The 17,620-nt window shown below is 53.4% G+C and carries 15 protein-coding genes; 9 read left to right on the forward strand and 6 right to left on the reverse strand.

From position 1 onward, the window contains the following. Nucleotides 1-9 precede the first annotated feature (9 nt). Entirely contained in the window at nucleotides 10-576 is a 567-nt protein-coding gene (locus CU103_RS08250; RefSeq protein WP_106663440.1) for a sigma-70 family RNA polymerase sigma factor, read from the reverse strand. Nucleotides 577-1,079: 503 nt separating this feature from the next. Between CU103_RS08250 and CU103_RS08255 the strand changes: the two genes are divergently transcribed. Together CU103_RS08255 and katE are read left to right on the forward strand one after the other, a co-directional pair. Beyond that, the gene (locus CU103_RS08255) at nucleotides 1,080-1,580 is read left to right on the forward strand and encodes a YciE/YciF ferroxidase family protein (protein WP_106663441.1); all 501 of its coding nucleotides are present in this window, start codon (nucleotides 1,080-1,082) and stop codon (nucleotides 1,578-1,580) included. Nucleotides 1,581-1,646: 66 nt separating this feature from the next. Next, a complete protein-coding gene (katE, locus tag CU103_RS08260) occupies nucleotides 1,647-3,761 on the forward strand; it encodes a catalase (protein ID WP_106663442.1) in 2,115 nt (704 codons plus the stop codon). Nucleotides 3,762-3,795: 34 nt separating this feature from the next. Here katE and CU103_RS08265 read toward each other — a convergent pair whose 3' ends face one another. The 4 genes from CU103_RS08265 to CU103_RS08295 all read right to left on the reverse strand — a co-directional run bounded on the left by CU103_RS08265 (nucleotide 3,796) and on the right by CU103_RS08295 (nucleotide 10,178). Then, nucleotides 3,796-4,989, reverse strand: coding sequence for a glycoside hydrolase family 1 protein (locus CU103_RS08265; RefSeq protein ID WP_245448671.1), 1,194 nt, complete (start codon nucleotides 4,987-4,989; stop codon nucleotides 3,796-3,798). 37 nt (nucleotides 4,990-5,026) lie between these two features. Then, the gene (glf, locus tag CU103_RS08270; RefSeq protein ID WP_170117023.1) at nucleotides 5,027-7,258 is read right to left on the reverse strand and encodes a UDP-galactopyranose mutase; all 2,232 of its coding nucleotides are present in this window, start codon (nucleotides 7,256-7,258) and stop codon (nucleotides 5,027-5,029) included. 1,549 nt (nucleotides 7,259-8,807) lie between these two features. After that, nucleotides 8,808-9,308 carry a YciE/YciF ferroxidase family protein gene (locus tag CU103_RS08290; RefSeq protein ID WP_106663447.1) on the reverse strand — a complete coding sequence of 167 codons (501 nt, stop codon included), beginning with the start codon at nucleotides 9,306-9,308 and terminating at the stop codon, nucleotides 8,808-8,810. A 129-nt stretch (nucleotides 9,309-9,437) separates the two neighbouring features. Further along, on the reverse strand, nucleotides 9,438-10,178 hold the full coding sequence (locus CU103_RS08295) for a Crp/Fnr family transcriptional regulator (RefSeq protein ID WP_245448672.1): 741 nt from the start codon (nucleotides 10,176-10,178) through the stop codon (nucleotides 9,438-9,440). A gap of 174 nt (nucleotides 10,179-10,352) precedes the next feature. Here CU103_RS08295 and CU103_RS08300 point away from each other — a divergent pair, with 174 nt between their 5' ends. Continuing rightward, on the forward strand, nucleotides 10,353-11,249 hold the full coding sequence (locus CU103_RS08300; protein ID WP_106663449.1) for a transglutaminase family protein: 897 nt from the start codon (nucleotides 10,353-10,355) through the stop codon (nucleotides 11,247-11,249). Between the two features lie 87 nt (nucleotides 11,250-11,336). After that, complete coding sequence (locus CU103_RS08305) at nucleotides 11,337-12,149, forward strand: transglutaminase-like domain-containing protein (protein WP_106663450.1); 813 nt, start codon at nucleotides 11,337-11,339, stop codon at nucleotides 12,147-12,149. A gap of 188 nt (nucleotides 12,150-12,337) precedes the next feature. Here the strand turns inward: CU103_RS08305 and CU103_RS08310 are convergent, their stop codons facing one another. After that, a complete protein-coding gene (locus CU103_RS08310) occupies nucleotides 12,338-13,315 on the reverse strand; it encodes a sensor histidine kinase (RefSeq protein WP_106663451.1) in 978 nt (325 codons plus the stop codon). 240 nt (nucleotides 13,316-13,555) lie between these two features. On the opposite strand from CU103_RS08310, the gene CU103_RS08315 reads away from it, so the two are divergent. The 5 genes from CU103_RS08315 (at nucleotide 13,556) to CU103_RS08335 (ending at nucleotide 17,351) form a co-directional block, all read left to right on the forward strand. After that, entirely contained in the window at nucleotides 13,556-14,449 is an 894-nt protein-coding gene (locus CU103_RS08315; protein ID WP_106663452.1) for a DUF72 domain-containing protein, read from the forward strand. 236 nt (nucleotides 14,450-14,685) lie between these two features. Further along, nucleotides 14,686-15,180 (forward strand): acyl-CoA thioesterase, encoded by a 495-nt coding sequence (locus CU103_RS08320; protein ID WP_106663453.1) that lies wholly within the window; start codon nucleotides 14,686-14,688, stop codon nucleotides 15,178-15,180. A 439-nt stretch (nucleotides 15,181-15,619) separates the two neighbouring features. Continuing rightward, nucleotides 15,620-15,808, forward strand: coding sequence for a hypothetical protein (locus CU103_RS08325; protein ID WP_106663454.1), 189 nt, complete (start codon nucleotides 15,620-15,622; stop codon nucleotides 15,806-15,808). A 245-nt stretch (nucleotides 15,809-16,053) separates the two neighbouring features. Next, the gene (locus tag CU103_RS08330) at nucleotides 16,054-16,878 is read left to right on the forward strand and encodes an isocitrate lyase/PEP mutase family protein (protein ID WP_106663455.1); all 825 of its coding nucleotides are present in this window, start codon (nucleotides 16,054-16,056) and stop codon (nucleotides 16,876-16,878) included. 2 nt (nucleotides 16,879-16,880) lie between these two features. Next, complete coding sequence (locus CU103_RS08335; protein WP_106663456.1) at nucleotides 16,881-17,351, forward strand: methyltransferase family protein; 471 nt, start codon at nucleotides 16,881-16,883, stop codon at nucleotides 17,349-17,351. Nucleotides 17,352-17,620 lie beyond the last annotated feature (269 nt).

Here is a 17,620-nt window from a genome sequence, read left to right on the forward strand (position 1 = left end):
CGAGTTGATTTACTGCGGTAGGGACTGCTGGGGAGCTTCCAGCATGTCGTCACGGGACTTTTCACCCAACATTTCCAAAAGGTGGGCCTTGGCCCTATTCAATCTGCTCTTGACGGTACCAATGGGGCAGTCACAGATTTCTGCAGCTTCGTCGTAACCAACACCCATTACACAAACGAGCATAATAGCTTGCCGGAAATCTGGATCGAGCTGATGCAAAGCAGTTTCAAGTTCATGACCCCGGATAGTCCACTCCTGCGATGCAGGCCTTGAAGGTCCTACTTCAGCAATATCTTGTTGACTGCCTGTGACCTCCCTGAGCCGGCGCTTTATCGCCGTATTGAAAGTATTTCTCATGATGGTGAACAACCATGACTTCATACTCGTCCCCGGTGTAAATTGGTTCAATGATCCAAGTGCTTTTTTGAGCGTTTCTTGGACCAGATCGTCGGCTTCATCTGGATTTCTATAGAATGACCTTGCGAATGCCCTTAACGCCGGCACAAGAGCAACAAGTTCCGCCCTGGAGTTGATCTCCAACTTGAAATCTCGATAAATGGGATCGATTGCAACCATGTCACCTCCTCTTTAATGAGATGACAATGCATCGAAATTGTAACCGTTCCTCAGTCGGCCCGAACTGTACGCTATCGAACACTCCAGTATTCTCTGGTCAAGGGTGAACAAAATTACCCCGTTGTAGGTTCGTTCCCAAAAAGGGCGAACAGTTGATCCCACCACAGCAATCGCGTTGACCTTACGATGGCCGAACTGCTTCGGGCCGCCAACGGTGGGATGGGGCTTTGTTCATAAGCGCCTTGTCCAGTGAGCGAACAGTCGGTGATTTCCTCGCCTGTGCAGCCGCGATCAGGGATCCACGGTTCAACCGACACCCGCGCCTCCGCCAACCTCAACCGAATGAAAATTCGCGTTGGTCCCTTTCCTCCTAATTCTCCAACCCAGTCGCAGAGCATTTTCGATCGCTATACGGCTCAAAAAGGGAACCGGGCCGCGAAGGCCTGGAACAACTACTGAACTGCGTAGTTAGACCGAAGTCCGATGCGAGAGAGGAACCCACCATGGCAAGCAAGAACCTAGACGACTTACTCACCGATGGTTTGAAAGACGTTTATTACGCGGAACGCAAAATCCTAACGGCACTTCCGAAGATGGCGGCAAGCGCCCAGACGCCAAAGCTCAAAGAAGCCTTCGAAAAACACTATGAGGAAACGCAGAGCCACGTCGAGCGCCTTGACCAAATATTCGAACTTTTGGGCAAGCCGGTGAAAGCCAAAACCTGCCCGGCCGTTGATGCCATTATCGAAGAAGGCGAGGAAATCCTCGATAAATTTAAGGAAAGCCCCGCGCTGGATCTTGGTCTGATTGCGGGCGCGCAGGCCGTCGAGCATTACGAAATCGCTCGATACAGCGCGCTCAAAAAGTGGAGCCTGGCTTTGGGGTATTCGGAAGCGGCCGATCTTATCGACGCCACCCTTCAGGAAGAACTGAAAACCGACGCCGATCTCGGTTCGCTTTCAGATTCATTGGGGAATTCCAAAACTTTCAAAACGTCGCGCTGAATGCGTCCACGACAAGTCGGACCAACTTCCAAGGAATCTCGTGACGATCAAAATCAAGGAACCAGAATGCCTAAGACATCTAAATCAAGTCGCTCCAACACCGCCACCGTCCACGATCAATCGCTGCAGCGTGGCGCGGGCGGAGAATTACACCAGATTGCTGAGTATGGCACTCCGGTGCTCACGACTGCTCAAGGTAGTCCAGTTACAGATGATCACAATACCCTGAAGATCGGGCCCAGGGGACCCGCGCTCCTCGAAGACTTTCACTTTCGCGAGAAGATCTTTCATTTCGACCATGAGCGCATTCCTGAACGGGTGGTGCATGCTCGCGGTTATGGAGCGCATGGCTTTTTCGAAACCTACGAATCGCTTGCCGAATACACCCGGGCTGACCTCTTTCAGCGGGCAGGCGAGAAGACTCCGGCTTTCGTCAGGTTTTCAACTGTCGCCGGCAATAAGGGCTCGTTCGATTTGGCGCGGGACGTGAGAGGATTTGCCGTCAAGCTCTACACTCAGGAAGGCAACTGGGATTTGGTCGGTAATAATATCCCGGTTTTCTTTATCCAGGATGCGATCAAATTTCCCGACATAATACATGCGGTCAAACAGGAGCCCGACCGAGCTTTTCCGCAGGCACAATCGGCACACGACAATTTCTGGGACTTTATAAGTCTCACGCCCGAAAGCATGCACATGATCATGTGGATCATGTCCGATCGGGCTATCCCCCGGTCCTTTCGGTTCATGGAGGGATTCGGAGTTCACACGTTCCGCTTTGTGAACGCCAAGAATGAGTCCACTTTCGTAAAATTCCATTGGAAACCCAAGCTAGGCCTTCAATCTGTTGCCTGGAATGAAGCTGTCAAGATCAATGGATCCGATCCCGATTTCCACCGCCGCGATCTATGGGAGTCCATTAAGTCGGGTGCATTCCCGGAATGGGAGCTGCAGATCCAGCTTTTCGATCAGAACTTCGCCGACAATTTCGATTTTGACATACTCGACGCAACAAAGCTCATTCCCGAAGAAATCCTGCCCCCCATTCCTGTGGGCCGCCTAGTGCTAGATCGGATGCCTGATAACTTCTTTGCGGAGACTGAACAGGTGGCGTTCATGACGCAGAATGTTCCACCTGGCATCGATTTCTCCAACGATCCTTTATTGCAGGGGCGAAATTTCTCCTACCTCGACACACAGTTAAAACGACTTGGTGGCCCCAACTTCACGCACATTCCAATCAATGCTCCTAAATGCCCCTTTAATCACTTTCAACAGGATGGCCACATGGCGATGCGTAATCCTGTGGGGCGGGTCAATTATCAACCTAATTCCTGGGGAGAAGGTCCGCGGGCATCAACCGAGCGGGGATTCCGGTCATTTGCAGACGCGGAGTCTGGACAGAAGGTCCGTCTCCGGGCCGAATCCTTCGCTGATCACTATAGCCAGGCGCGTCAATTTTATATCAGTCAAACTCTGCCTGAACAGAAACATATCGCGGCTGCCCTTACATTCGAACTCAGCAAAGTAAAGACCCCAGTAATCCGCGAACGATTGGTCTCGCATCTTCTCAACATTGACGAAACGCTAGCCGCAAAGGTTGCGCGCGGCCTTGGTCTGAAATTCATGCCCATTGCGGCGGAGGCTGCTGTGCCGACGCGGCAGGACCTTGAGCCGTCACCTGCGCTCAGCATTGCGAAAAACGGCCCGGAGCGTTTTGAGGGTCGAAAACTGGGAATTTTGCTAACGGATGGTTTTGATGGGACCCTGTTGAAAGCATTGCAAAAAGGCCTGCTGGCAGAAAAGGCTGCGTTTGAAATCATCAGCCCAGTGGTAGGGGGTGCCGAAGCCGCAGATGGCACCATGGTCGAAGGCGACCAGATGATCGATGGCGGTCCCTCGGTCCTCTACGACGCCGTCGTGTTGTTAACCTCGGATAGCGGAATGCTGGACTTGCTGAAAGAATCGACGGCCCGCGACTTTGTCGCGGACGCATTCGCCCACTGCAAGTTTATCGGATACTCCGCATCGGCTTTGCCTTTACTTGAAAAGGCAGGCATCGCCGATAGCATCGATAACGGGGTGATACTCCTGACCGAAGCGAAAGATGTCGCCCCCTTTATTGCAGAGCTTGGAAGGTTGCGAGTATGGGCCCGGGAAGCGAACGTAAAGATGAAATAGCACATCGCCGGCGGAAAGCGGCCCCGTACTAATTTTAATGCCTCTTGTATTGGCCGAACAAATGCTTCTGTAATTTCAATTCTTCCGCGAGGGGCACATGTTCCTCACGGCGGCCTGCGTCGGGAAGCGATGACAAGAGACCATTCCGACACAGGCGACTATCATCCCAGCCAAGATGTTCAAGGATTGGATAGAGGCAGATTCCTTCCAAAGGCACCCCAATTGAGATAGCTTTGCGGGCTTCCGCGCAGACATACCGCAGCCATGCCGGCCGCGCATCATCTTCGATCCCCGTTTCGGCGACGAATATCGGCTTTTTGTATCGGATGAATGTTTCCAGTAACAGTGAACTCAGCGGTCTGTACCGAGAGTCGTCCACGGCGAGAGTATCGCCTTCCAAAATCCACTGATTGTGTGAATAGTAATTCACCCCAATGATATCGAGGAGATTTTGCTGGCCTCCAAGCTGGGGCCAGGATGAGCCACAAATCATATCCCAGGATTCGAATTGGGCTCGACGGTGGCCTTCTGCTGCCTCATGCTCCCATGGTCGAGCAGAATCCGCCACGACATTAATAATAGGATCACAATGGACAAAACGGGCTCGGGGATCAATGTCCAGTATGGCATGCATAGCTGCAATCGACGCTCGCACCAATTGGACCTTCAATTCAAACCCCCGCGCGCGGGCGAAGGGATTGAGATAACCCACCTGGCCGCCGCCCCAGGCCATGAACGAAATTTCGTTTATTGGAGCGTAAAACGGAATGCTGTCACTATGTTCTTTTATTATTCCGGCAGCCGCGGCGGCGAAGGAAGCAAAGCGCGCCACAAATTCCGGTTTCCAGATATCGATCCCGCAAGGCCAGCCGTAATGCAATAAGTCCCAAATTACCTGAGTGCCCGTCTCGCGGGCAGCTTGCAGCATGGGAAGAAAACTATCCCAATGGTAGATTCCCGCAGTACCTTCGATCAAATGCCAGCGAATTCCATCGCGAACCGTTGATATGGAATGTTCGCTCAATTGGGAGTAGTCGGCTGCTGCGGAAATATCGTGTTTTGTTGAAGCGATTATGTCGAGGCGACGCCCAGAAGCCAATTGATGGGTGGAGCATTCAAACCCGCCTTGAAAGAAGGACTGGAACAGGTTGGGGGCCGGAATCCCATCCAATACTGCATGGGGGTCAGGTTTTTGACCGACAAAATCCCTTCTGCGTGGCAGCATCATCAGCTTCTCAATGTGGAGAGCAGTTGACGACACTCTCTCATGATCGCAATACCACCCTTCCCTCGCCGATCGAGAACGTCTTCAAGCGGCGATAGGTAGCCAAGGCTTGGCCCACGACCTGATCCATATTGTAGTATTTATAAGTGCCTAGTCGACCGACGAAGGTGACGTTGGGACTTGCTTTGGCAAGTTGTTCATATCTCTTAAAAAGAGCCTGATTTTCCGGACGCGGGATCGGATAGTATGGGTCACCCTCTGAGCAAGCAAATTCATAGCTCACGCTGGTTTTCGGGTGAACTTGTCCAGTCAGGTGCTTGTACTCGGTAATGCGAGTATAGGGTATTTGTTCTGATGGATAGTTTACCACACCCACGGGCTGGATCCGCCGCCTATCGTACGTTTCATGTTTAAACTGCAGACTTCGATAGGGAAGTGCTCCGAAAATGTGCTGGTAATATTCATCGATTGGTCCGGTAAAGATCGTATGAGCCGACACATGCTCTTTGCGAACCTCGGAAAAGTCTGCATCCAGCAGTATGTCGATGTTGTCGTGATCAAGCATATTCTCAAACATGTGAGTATAGCCATGAAGTGGCATTGCTTGGATACTGTCCTGAAAGTAACGATCGTCTGTGCTCGTGCGCGTGGGTATGCGCGCAGCGACAGACTTATCGAGCTCGGAAGGGTCGAGTCCCCATTGCTTGCGCGTGTATCCCTCAAAGAATGTATGGTAAAGATCCCGACCAACAGCGGCGATAACCACATCCTTTGAAGAAATGATCGCCTCTACGTTTTCTGCGCAGCTAGTGAGAAAGTCCGCCGCTTGTACGTCATTTCGAAGGTCGAGCCCATAAAGTCCATTGAGGGTAGTGCGATTGATCGGGATCGGGAGCAAGGTTCCCGCCACATCAGCAAGGACGCGATGCTCATAAGCCCGCCAGGCAGTGAATCTCGAAAGATAAGAAAAAATTGCATCGTTGTTGGTATGAAAGATGTGAGGGCCGTATTTGTGGACAAGGATACCGCTGCGATCGTAAAAATCGTAAGCGTTGCCGCCCACGTGAGGGCGACGATCGCACAGCAGGACGCGTTTGCCACCATCTGCGGCCAAGCGCTCCGCCAGCACTGAGCCGGCAAATCCCGCGCCGACAATGAGACAGTCATACCCCCCGCCGGAACCTTTGCGCCGACACAGCGGAGGATGGGAAACATCCTGAACAGATTGCGTTTTGCGAGCCATTGCGGCGTTAATGTGCCCGTTCATCTGATTGAACGTTTCATCCCAAGTGCAGGTCGCAAGGATTTCATCCGCGTCCACTAACCATGAATCATCCGAATTCTTTAATGAAAGCGCCTCATCACAAAGCTTGATGAACTCCTCGGTGTCGCCAGCGATAAACACCCCTTTGACACCACCATAATGACGAACGACATCCCTGATTGGAGTCGATACTACGGGTCGACCAGCTGCGAGGTACTCAGGTGTCTTAGTTGGGCTTATGAAGCGCGTAGCGTCGTTCAATGCAAAAGGCATGATCGCCACGTCCCACGCAGCCAGATAGTCCGGAAGCTCTGCATAGGGGACCTTACCCGTGTAGTGGATATTGGGCGCGCGGGGCAGATCACTTTGGGAAATCTTTGCGACAGGTCCAATCAACTCAATCGACCATTGTGGTCGAGCCGCCGCCGTCGCGGCGACTAACGCCAGATCCAGCCGTTCGTCGATAACGCCACAATAACCCAGCTTCGGACGGTTTATGGTTTTACGATTAAGAGTGGTTGAAGGTCGGTTGCGGGCGATGCGAAAGTGTTCGATGTCAACCCCGGATGGAAAGGGATGAATGTTGTCGTGAAGCAGCCGCTTTGCTTCAAACAGACTGTATCCACCTGTGAATACGACATCTGCTCTGCGTATTAACTCGACTTCCAATTCATGCAAACGCGCCGGGGCGCCAAGAAAGTTCGCCAATTCGTCCATGCAGTCGTAAACCACAAGTTCGGTATCGATTGCACTTGCGAATTCATACATCATCGGGGTGTAAAACCAGAAGTTTGGTTTTCGCCCCCCGCTCAAATGAATGAGTTGGACGACAAGTTCTTCCAGCGCATCCCGGGTTTCGCTCTGCGAGAATGCATGGGGAACGCGAGGACGCACGCACTTGACCGCGGATCCCTTAAATGCATGAAATTCCAGGTAAGGCGCGTAGTGATCAGTTCCGATCGATTCCTCGAAGAAGAATACTTGTCGCTGGATGGCAAAACGTTCCATGAGATGCTGTGGTCTCTGATAGACAAAATCCCATCTAAGGTGAGAAAAACATATAAGAGGGCCAAGGACTTCTGCATTGTTGGGATGAAACGCAGTATAATTATCTTGGATGTTCATCAGGACTCCTATATTGGCAGGTTTGTCCTTAGCGAACCTCCGGGAATGAATTAGGTTCCTTAATATGGGGAACATGTACTATATCGCACATAATTTTAAGCTTTAAGTGAGCGGCATTTGAACCTGGGTTCGGGAACTGAACGCGCATTTTCAGCCGGTTAAGCCCGAACCGGGCCAGCCCTTCTGGCGCGTCAAATCTTTATCTCCGCGGAACTGGCCTCGCTAAGGTCGCATGGGCTCACAAGAGTGCGTTCGGCAACTTGGTTCCCAAGAAGCTCGTCAGGCGATTATCACTGATCTGGATATTTGGAACGTTCGGTGGCCCAATGTTGGGGCCACCGTTTTACGCATTACGTGGCGTTAGCGGCTCTTGCTGCTCTCGCCGCCTTTGGATTGCTTGTCAGACCCTGAACCGCTTTTGGATTGCTTGTCATCCGAGCTTTTCGAGCCGCCCTTGCTGCTGCTTGATTTATTGCCTTGATTATTTGGCACGTGTTTCCTCCAATGTTTGACTGAATGAATATCCAGCACATACTCAACATCGTGAGAAGAGAAGTGTTCCCCATAACCGGGGCTTGGTGCGCTATCGTACACATCTTGCAGGCATAGGTGCGTACACGTGCCGACCCGGCGATTTCTTGGGCGTTCATCCACGCAGCTAAAAGCGAATGAAGGTTCATCCAACCGCTGCAGCCAGCGGAATCTGCTTTCAAAAGATCGGCAAACAATATGGTTCCGACCAACTCGCCCGGCTGATTATATACGCGAACCACCCGAGGGGTGGGTCGAGGCCGTCAAGAATCCCGTCGACAAGAATTCCTTGGCTGCTTGCTTGGCTTCTGCCAGGCGCGTTCGCAATGCGCAGGTTAAATTCCTTCCACGTCTTCAAGAACAACATCGTCATGAACACAAAGCAAAATATCGGCATCGGAGGCACTTCGCCGAGAAAGCCCACTTGTTAAGGTATTACGAAGCCGTTTTAAGCTGCCCGGCAATTGCAATGCTCACTACGGAATCCGGATCTCTGCCATGCAAGCGATCTTCCATGCCTTCCTGAAATTGTTCGTCCAGCGTCTCTTTATCCACTGCTCGATCCTCGGTGGGTCGCTCACGGCCAGAGAGTGTATTTCATTTGGAAGCAAGCTATGTTCTTGCGATTATTGGCGTTGCTCTGTGCGTCATATTCGGAGATCGGCTCGTCCCAGTGAGAGATTGTAGCGATCTGGGTCATTATTGCTTTGGCCTTGGTGATAAGACTAACTCGGTCCTCAAGCGTTACCGAAAAGGATTCCCCACCTTCGCCCACGAATTTTATGAAAAAGCTACCGATTCCGGGGTCTCGGGCGGCGTTACAAGTGTATCAATCAATCGCAAAGTAACCTCCTCACTGTTGAAAACCGTGCCCACTCCACTGGAATGAGCACGGGTGCTGCTACGCAGCTACTTTTTGGGCTTTGGCGTTGACGCCGCCTTCGGCGAGTTTGGTGAGGGCCGCATCGGTTGCTATCTCTTCTTCCAGGGTTTGGACCAGAAGTGCCAGAGCATCCTTCATGCCTAGTTCATCGGCCCAACGGGCCAACGTGCCATAACGAGCTATCTCATAGTGCTCTACGGCCTGAGCCGAGGAAACCAGGCCTGCGTCAAGAGCTGGCTCGCCCCTAAAGTCGTCGAGCATTTCTTCACCTTCAGCAATGATACCTTCGATCGCCTCGCAGGTTTTGCCTTGTGCGCGCTTGCCGAAAATCTCGAAAACCTGCTGGAGACGCTCTACATGGACTTCTGTTTCGTTCCGGTGTTTCTCGAATGCAGCCTTTAATTCCATGGAGTCTGCGCCTTTCGCCATTTTCGGCAAAGCCTTCAGAATCTTCCGCTCAGCGTAGTAGATATCCTTCAATGTCTCATGAAATAACGTGTCTAATGTTTTGGTGACCATGGATCATCCCTCCAGTTTTAATCCGCCACCGAATGTGGCGAGTCGGAAAGAACTACGCCAAACGATTATTGTTCCTCTGATGACTTCGTGGAATCCTGTCGGCCAGTTCCACTGAATGACCTTAACATCTCACATCAACGCCCTGTGCGTCTGCCTTAACGACCAGCCAGTCAAACGCACCGATTCTTCTTCGGCCAGACCATAGGCACCGTCCGCAAGTTCCATCAGTCCCTCGCGGTCTAAGACGACGATCTCTGACCGCTTGGATCGTATAAGGCCTTTTCCTTCCAAGACATGGAGAGCAACGGTTACGCCCGCCCTCCTGACGCCCAACATGCGAGCCAAATGTTCATGGGTGAAAAACATGCTATCGCCGTCCACCCGGTCATGAGCAAGCAACACCCAGCGGGCCAATCGATCTTCTAATTTTGAATGTCCGTTGGCGATGGCCGTTGAACCCACCTGAATTGAAAGCGCGCGCGCAAAACGTGTGAACAACATTTTCATGGGTTCACTAACCGAAAGAGCTTCAACAAGGTCGGACGCATCGATCCGAAAAGCGCTTCCACTCATTTGAACCACTGTGCGATAGGCGCTTCGATCGTCGTATTGTAGAAGTGCCGATCCAGACATCCCATCTCTCCCAAAAAGACCAACTTCCAGATCGCGAGCACGCGGCAAGCTCGCCATCATCGATGCGATTCCACTTTCAAGAAAATAGACATGTTCGAGCGTTTCTCCTGGCGTCTCAATTTCCTGTCGCAATTTCAATGGTACGACCTGCATTTTGGGCAATAGCAAAGCCAGGTCCTTTTCGGACAAACGCGACAGCAAGTGGTTGCGTATCGGGCTCATTTGATCAATTGGCACCAGCCATTCCTTCCAATAAATTCAGGGACTTTCATCAGCGGAGATCAAATGCTTGCAGATTTCACATGCTCTTCTCCGAATTGAGCCAGCCATGAATCTAACGAAAACAAGTCAGAAAACGTAAAGTTCCAAATAGGACTTTGCTGAACAGCGCGTGCGACGTAAGAATCTGCTATGACCATTTTTTCGGTGCGACATTCAACCGTTTATCGGTACCTCAGGCCCGTGGCATTTGGTGAGCATCGGCTGATGTTTCGTCCGCGGGACAGTTTCGATCAGCGCCTTCTTGAGGCGGCGCTTGTTGTCGATCCCACACCGCGACAAATCCGCTGGATCCATGATGTCTTTGGCAATTGCGTTGCGATCGTACAAATCGCCGAACCAGCAACGGAGTTGCGCTTTCAAAGTCATATTCGACTGGAACATACACCGCAGGTCCCCCTTGATCTTCAGATCGATGAAGAGGCGCTCACTTATCCCTTTAGTTATGACGGCGACGAGATCATCGATCTGGAGCGGACGATCACGTGTCACCATTCCGATCCTGATGGTGTTCTCGATCGTTGGGCCCGGCAATTTGTCCGTGTTGGACATCCGACCGAAACCGGGCATCTCTTGATGACCATGTGTTACGCAATTCACGAGAGCTTCGTATACGAACGCCGTTTGGCAAGGGGCACGCAGACGCCACTCGACACGTTGCAATTCCGTCGCGGCACATGTCGGGATTTTGCCGTCCTGATGATGGAAGCGGCCCGCTCGCTCGGTTTAGCGGCGAGATTTGTGACAGGGTACATTTATGTTCCTAGTCGAGACGGTTCGATAACACGTGGGGGCGGTTCCACACATGCCTGGTGCCAGATTTATCTCCCTGGAGCAGGATGGGTGGAATTTGATCCGACCAACGGCATCGTCGGTAATCGCGATCTAATCCGCGTTGCCGTCGCGCGCGACCCCCGCCAGGCAATCCCCCTGACAGGCAGTTATGACGGACGACCCTCGGACTACGAGGGGATGTCGGTGCAAGTGAACGTAACCACGGAAACACCAGGAACTTTTCCAAACCGCTGACGAATGAAGGGAACCCCTCGCCGCTATCCTGCGTTGCGCCATATTCACTGCTGATGCGGTGGTTATCGCTTCAACCAAGGAGAGACCATGAAGATACGCGCCGGGTTCACATTAGGCTACGAATGCCCCCAACCGACATCGATGCTACTGGTTTTGAATATTCATCCCTCGCGCCGCATCGACCTTCTCACCGACCAAATACTCACCTTCGACCGCCCGATTGAGGCCTGGGGATACACTGACAGCTTTGGCAATGCCTGCACACGTATCGTTGCGCCGCCCGGGCTGACAACAATATCGTCCGAGTTCGAAATCTATGACAGCGGCCAACCTGACCTCGTTCCCGTGAATGCTATTCAACACGATATCAAGGATTTGCCCGATGATGTCCTGGTCTTCCTGCTTGGCAGCCGTTATTGCGATACGGACCGCCTCAGCGATTTTGCCTGGGCTCAGTTCTCGGCAACGCCACCGGGATGGCCACGCATTGCAGCGATCCTGGACTTCGTACACAACCATATAACCTTCGACTACCAGAAGGCGGACGTCCTGAGGACCGCCCACGGGGGCTTTACCGACAAGACAGGCGTCTGTCGCGATTTCGCTCACCTCGCGATCACGTTGTGCCGCTGTATGAACATTCCTGCGCGTTATTGCACGGGCTATCTTGGTGACATCGGTGTTCCATTCAATCCCGACCCCATGGATTTTAATGCGTGGTTCGAGGTTTATCTCGGCGGACATTGGCACACCGTCGATGCGCGCCATAACACGCCAAGAATTGGCCGCATCCTGATGGCCACCGGGCGCGATGCAACAGACGTGGCGATATCGACCAGCTTTGGCCCATCGGTCTTGTCTCGCTTTGAAGTTCACACCGAGGAAGTGCGCGCAGGATAGGACAATCAAATTCCTCGACAGGGCTCGGCACGTCGTCGCCCATCGATGAGAAACGAGGCGGCGGTTTTCACAGCCACGGTCAGGGCGAGTGTCGAAAAACAACCTCAAGATGAAAGGGGAAGACACAAGGCTCGTCGCGAGAACTGTAACAGCGTTGGTCGATCCGGTGAGATCGCTCCGGCACGCGCTTACAAATCGGCTTGGAAGCCTTTTAGCTGCGCTAGCACCGTGCACCTCAGTCCATCTGGTGCATAGACCAAATCGACATGATTTGGTGCGCCCGCAACCCCGCTTCTTATCAGTCGGGTGCCCAATCCCTCGGCCGTAGGTTCAACAACCGGAGGACCGTTCTTCTCCAGCCAGTCAAGCCTGAAGGCAGGCTCGCCATCCAGATCTGCAATCCCCCATTTGACGCTTACCTGGCCTCCTGCCGTCGACAATGCGCCATACTTAAATGCGTTGGTTGTAAGTTCATGGAGTAGCATTGCCAAAGATAGGGCAGACTGAGGTCCCACCTCCAGGGCTGGACCTTCAAGACTGAACTGGCTGCCACGCCCGTCCTGATGGAGATTTACCGATCTCTCGATCAGGGTTTGAACTGCTATGCGTTCCCCATAACCCGTCAAGAGCAAGTCGTGTGCTCGTCCTAGAACGCCAAGGCGCTGGCTGATTGACACACCCGCGGCCTCAATATTGTCCGCACGCCGTAGCGACTGGTTGACAATGCCCTGTACCATCGCAAGCTGGTTCTTTAACCGATGGCTCAATTCCTGACTTAACATCGACTGTAGTTCATCGGCCCGCTTTTGCTGCGTTCGGTCTCGAACGATCTTGAGGAAACCTTCGGCAGTCCCACCATCTTGAAGCGGCAACATCAAGCCGCTGGCCCAAAACTTTGAGCCATCCTTACGCAGATGCCAGCGCTCGTCTGTCGCACGGCCGTTTTTTAGAGCATTTGCCATTTCTTTGCGCGGCACGTCCTGCGCACGGTCGTCGCTTGTGAAGATGATATCGGCAGCCAGCCCTAATACCTCTGCCTCGCTCCAGCCAAATAACTCCTGAGCTCCAACGCTCCATGAGGTGACGTTGCCGGACAGGTCAGCTGTGATGATGGCGTAGTCGATCGCGCTTTCTAGTACAAGTTCTGCGATTCTTTTGTTGGTCATTGGCCTCCCTCGTACAATCTCCGCTCAGGTTGTGATGCCGGCGTAGTAGGAAAGTTCTGGCAAACTTCAGTCCTCACGATCCTGTCGTCAATAGGGTTCGGCGCAATCAAGCAGGAACATCGATGGCCGTCCTTCGTTCCAATAAGCAGAGTACGCATTTCATGTCTCAGATTGCAAATATCGACCCTGGGCAGAGTGGTAACGCAACATGCCGGTTGCCATCGGATTAAGGCCACAGCGATGGACTGTTCCCCCGAAGAGATCCAACGACGACGCGAGCGGCGCGCCGAGCGCCGGCAAAAGCAAAGGCTGGCAAATTTGCAGCGCGCGGCAACGATGCACGAGGTTCGTATTTCGGAAAGGCAGGTGCCAAAAACTGCGGCTTCAGCCGGCCGTTTGGGGGACGGCATCCATGTCGGATGCTCCGGCTGGTATTATTGGCATTGGAAAGGCAGATTTTATCCAGAGGAAGTCCCCTCCAAACAATGGTTTGCGATTTACCAGCAAAATTTCAAAACTGTGGAGCTCAATGCACCGTTCTATGCGTGGCCCTCGATTGCGACAGTCAAGTCCTGGCTGCGCCAGGCGGATGGCGACTTCATTTACACAATCAAAGTATGCGAATTAATCACTCATATTAAGCGTTTTGAGGATACCAGGACCTTGATCGGGGATTTCGGGTATATCGCCGATCTGCTTGGGCCACGCATGGGCTGTTTTCTCTTTCAGCTGCCACCAAGCATTCGCTACGACCAAGCTCTTCTCAAGACCATCTTGCAGCAGCTGGATCCGCGTCATCGCAACGTGATCGAATTTCGTCACAAAAGCTGGTGGAATGCGGACGTTTATGCGGCGTTTCGTGCAGCGGGAGCGATCTTCTGTTCCTGTAGCGGCCCGCGACTTCCCGATGAGCTGGTGAAAACCGCTGAGGACATCTACATCCGCTTTCACGGAACCAAACAGTGGTACGGCCACGACTATAGTGAAGTAGAATTGGCAGTTTGGGCTAAGCGCATTCAGAAAAGCCGGGCCAGAAATGTTTGGGTATATTTTAACAACGATCGCGACGGTTACGCGATTAAGAACGCAAAGGTGCTGTTGGAATTGCTGAGCAGAAAAAAACACGAGACTTGAAACTCTCGATGGTAATGCCGTCCTTCATTTCGCTCATTGCGTGTGGGGCATTATCCGCTGTGGGATATATATCCTTGGCGATGCCCGCAGCTTCCGGCCGCAGATCAGTAAGATCGGGAGCGAGCAGAGGCGGTTCGCCGAAGAAAAATTGCGCAACGATCGGTATCTTATATCTGCGTCTTTCCGAAGCCTCCCTTTTTCCTGCATAATGATTGCAAACGCTGGAGATGCACGCAATGGATGACGGCACCGATACAAGTCGAATTGAAATGGTCGTCCTGATGACGCCAGACATGGCCAACTTTAGTGGCAAGGTGCATGGCGGTGCCTTGCTCAATGTCCTGGACCGCGTCGCTTTCTCCTGTGCATCGCGCTTCTCGAAGCAATACGCCGTCACGCTGTCAGTAGATCAAGTCGTGTTCCGTCAACCTATCATGGTCGGCGAATTGGTGACCTTTCGAGCCTCGATCAATTACGCCGGTCGAACGTCAATGGAAGTCGGCATTCGGGTTGAGGCGGAAGACATCCGCACCGGCACGCGTCGGCACACGAATTCTTGCTACTTCACCATGGTGGCCGTGGATGTCGATGGCCGGCCGACTGAAGTGCCAGCATATCATCCCAAATCAGAGGTTGCGCAGCAGCGTCTGCGTGCTGCCGAAGTTAGACGCAGCCTGCGACGCGAGTTCGAAACACGATTTCGAGCCGCCGGTTCTGGCACGTCCGGTTGATCCTGGCCGCACAGAAACATACAAAAATGGAGCGGAATTTCTCCAAACCGTCCTAACCAGGCAACCGATCAGGCCCGCCAACACGGAAAGCAGACCTGGAAGAGGGCTTTGGCCGCGTCATCTTTTACCAGCTCTGAGACCGTGGCATCGCAGGGCGCGTTTGTTCTGGTTTTGAGTCACGCAACCGAGAGTTGTCTCCTTCTGCAGCTAGAACGAACGTGCGCTCGACAGGCATGGGACGCGACCTTGGACAGCCAGTGAGAGCAGACTATCTTCTCCGTGTTGACTACCTAAAGGGCATTGAGGAAAGGGCGGAACAAGGGCACGAGATGACCACTTCTCCACGCGGCCGAACTGAATTTTGACAGATCAGAGCACGGCGGAACGAAATGAGAACTCAACCGTTGAGCTGGCGGCATTGAAACACGGAGGAAATGCAATGGGTATCGAGCAAGCCCCTACAGAAAAAGGTAGGAAATCCGCGCGGGGCTTGAGGAAGAGCGCCGCAAACGAGGAAAAGAAAGTGGAAGCCCAGAAAGGTTCAGACCTAGCAAAAGGCTCGCAGCGTTTTGAGGAACGTTCGAAAAGCTCCGACGGCAAGAGCGCAGGTACAAAGCAGCGACTTTAAAATCGGGCGGTTTTGTTGCGGGATCTGTCCATCAACGCAATAACCCTTTCCCGTCCTGATCACGTCGTTGACGAAGACGCTGGACCAGTGAAACCAGTTCGGAAGGCGGGGAAAGTTATTCCGGTGTCGGCGAGACATGTCGTGTCTTCGCGATTCGTGTAGGCGCTATTGGCAACCAAGTGAGCAAATGAGATATTGAACTACCTCGGGCCCCTCCTCGGTTGGCCGATAATAAAGGGGGCCTTATGGAAGACAAGGGTAAAGCATTTCGACGACTGCATGAAGAGCCTGGCGCGTTTATCATCCCCAATCCTTGGGACGTTGGAACGGCGCGAATTCTCGCAGCAATTGGCTTTCCGGCGCTCGCGACCACCAGCGCCGGAATGGCTTTTTCTCTCGGCGTCCCTGAGGGCAGTGTGTCGAGAGAAGATACCATGAACCATTGCCGGACTATCGTGGCAGCTACACCTCTGCCGGTTTCTGCCGACCTTGAAAAAGGTTTCGGAGACAGCCCCGAAAGTGCCGCCGAGACAATTCAGGCCGCCGCCAATATAGGGCTTGCAGGATGTTCTCTCGAAGACCACACCGGCCGACGGGATCATCCGATCTACGATTTCACCTTGGCCGTAGAGCGTATCGCAGCGGCGGCCGAAGCCCGCCGCGCCTTGCCGCATGATTTTGTGCTGACGGCGCGATGCGAGAATTTCCTGTGGGGTCGCCCCGATCTCGATGAGACCATTGAGCGGTTACAAGCTTTCCAGGACGCCGGTGCCGACGTTCTCTATGCACCAGGTCTCCACGACCTCGGCACGATCCGTGCGGTTTGCGAGGCAGTGACCAAACCCGTCAATGTCGTCATGGGCATGCCGGGGACAACATTTGGCATTGCAGAACTGGCACATGCCGGCGTCAAACGCATCAGTGTCGGATCGGCGTTGGCGCGGCTGGCATTCGGCGCATTCGCAAACGCAGCGCGGGAGATGAGAACAACAGGAACTTTTCGGTTTTCAGAACAAGCCATGGGCTTTACGGAGCTTGAGGGTTTTTTCACGGGCGCAACGAAAGCTTAGCCATGAGTGATCGCGCAGACACCGCCAATGTCGTCATTCGGCCGCCGATCGCGTGGGCGCTCGCGGTGCTCGCCGGATTCGCCCTGCAATGGGCCGTGCCCTTGCCGTTCCTGCCAGCCTCGCTGCCCGCGGGCTGGGTCGGCGGGATTGTGTTCGTCCTCGCGCTGGCGTTCGTCGCCTGGGCGATCGCCACCATCACCAAGGCCGGCTCGAACGTGCCCACCAACATGCCGACCACTACCATCGTCCAGGGCGGACCCTACCGCTTCACGCGCAATCCCATCTACCTCGGCATGTTTTTCGGGCTCGTCGGTCTCGCCATTGCCTTCGACAGCCTTTGGCTGATCGGGACGCTCGTGCCCTTCGCCCTTGTAATTCGCCACGGTGTGGTGGCCCGTGAGGAAACTTATCTTGAGCGCACGTTCGGCGACGCCTATCGCCACTACTGCGCGCGCGTGCGGCGCTGGTTGTAGCGCCGACAGCAGATCGATTCTCGAGGCAGGCGCCGCGACAAGGGCTCGCAGTCTCCTTCGGGGCTTTCCATCACCCAGGGCGGCCTCGTTCGGGTCGGCGAAGAATAACGTTTCCGCGCCAGAAACCGACGCCCTAGCGGGCTCTCGTACTGCACAAGCACTGTTTTCCAATAACAGGGAGTACCGGTAGGGCTTGCCCGACGATTATCGAACCTATCTAATCAACAAAATCCAACGAGCTACGGAATTTCGGTCGCGTCAACGTCAAC

The organism is Phyllobacterium sophorae, from assembly GCF_003010965.1.
In the GTDB taxonomy this organism is placed as follows: domain Bacteria; phylum Pseudomonadota; class Alphaproteobacteria; order Rhizobiales; family Rhizobiaceae; genus Phyllobacterium; species Phyllobacterium sophorae.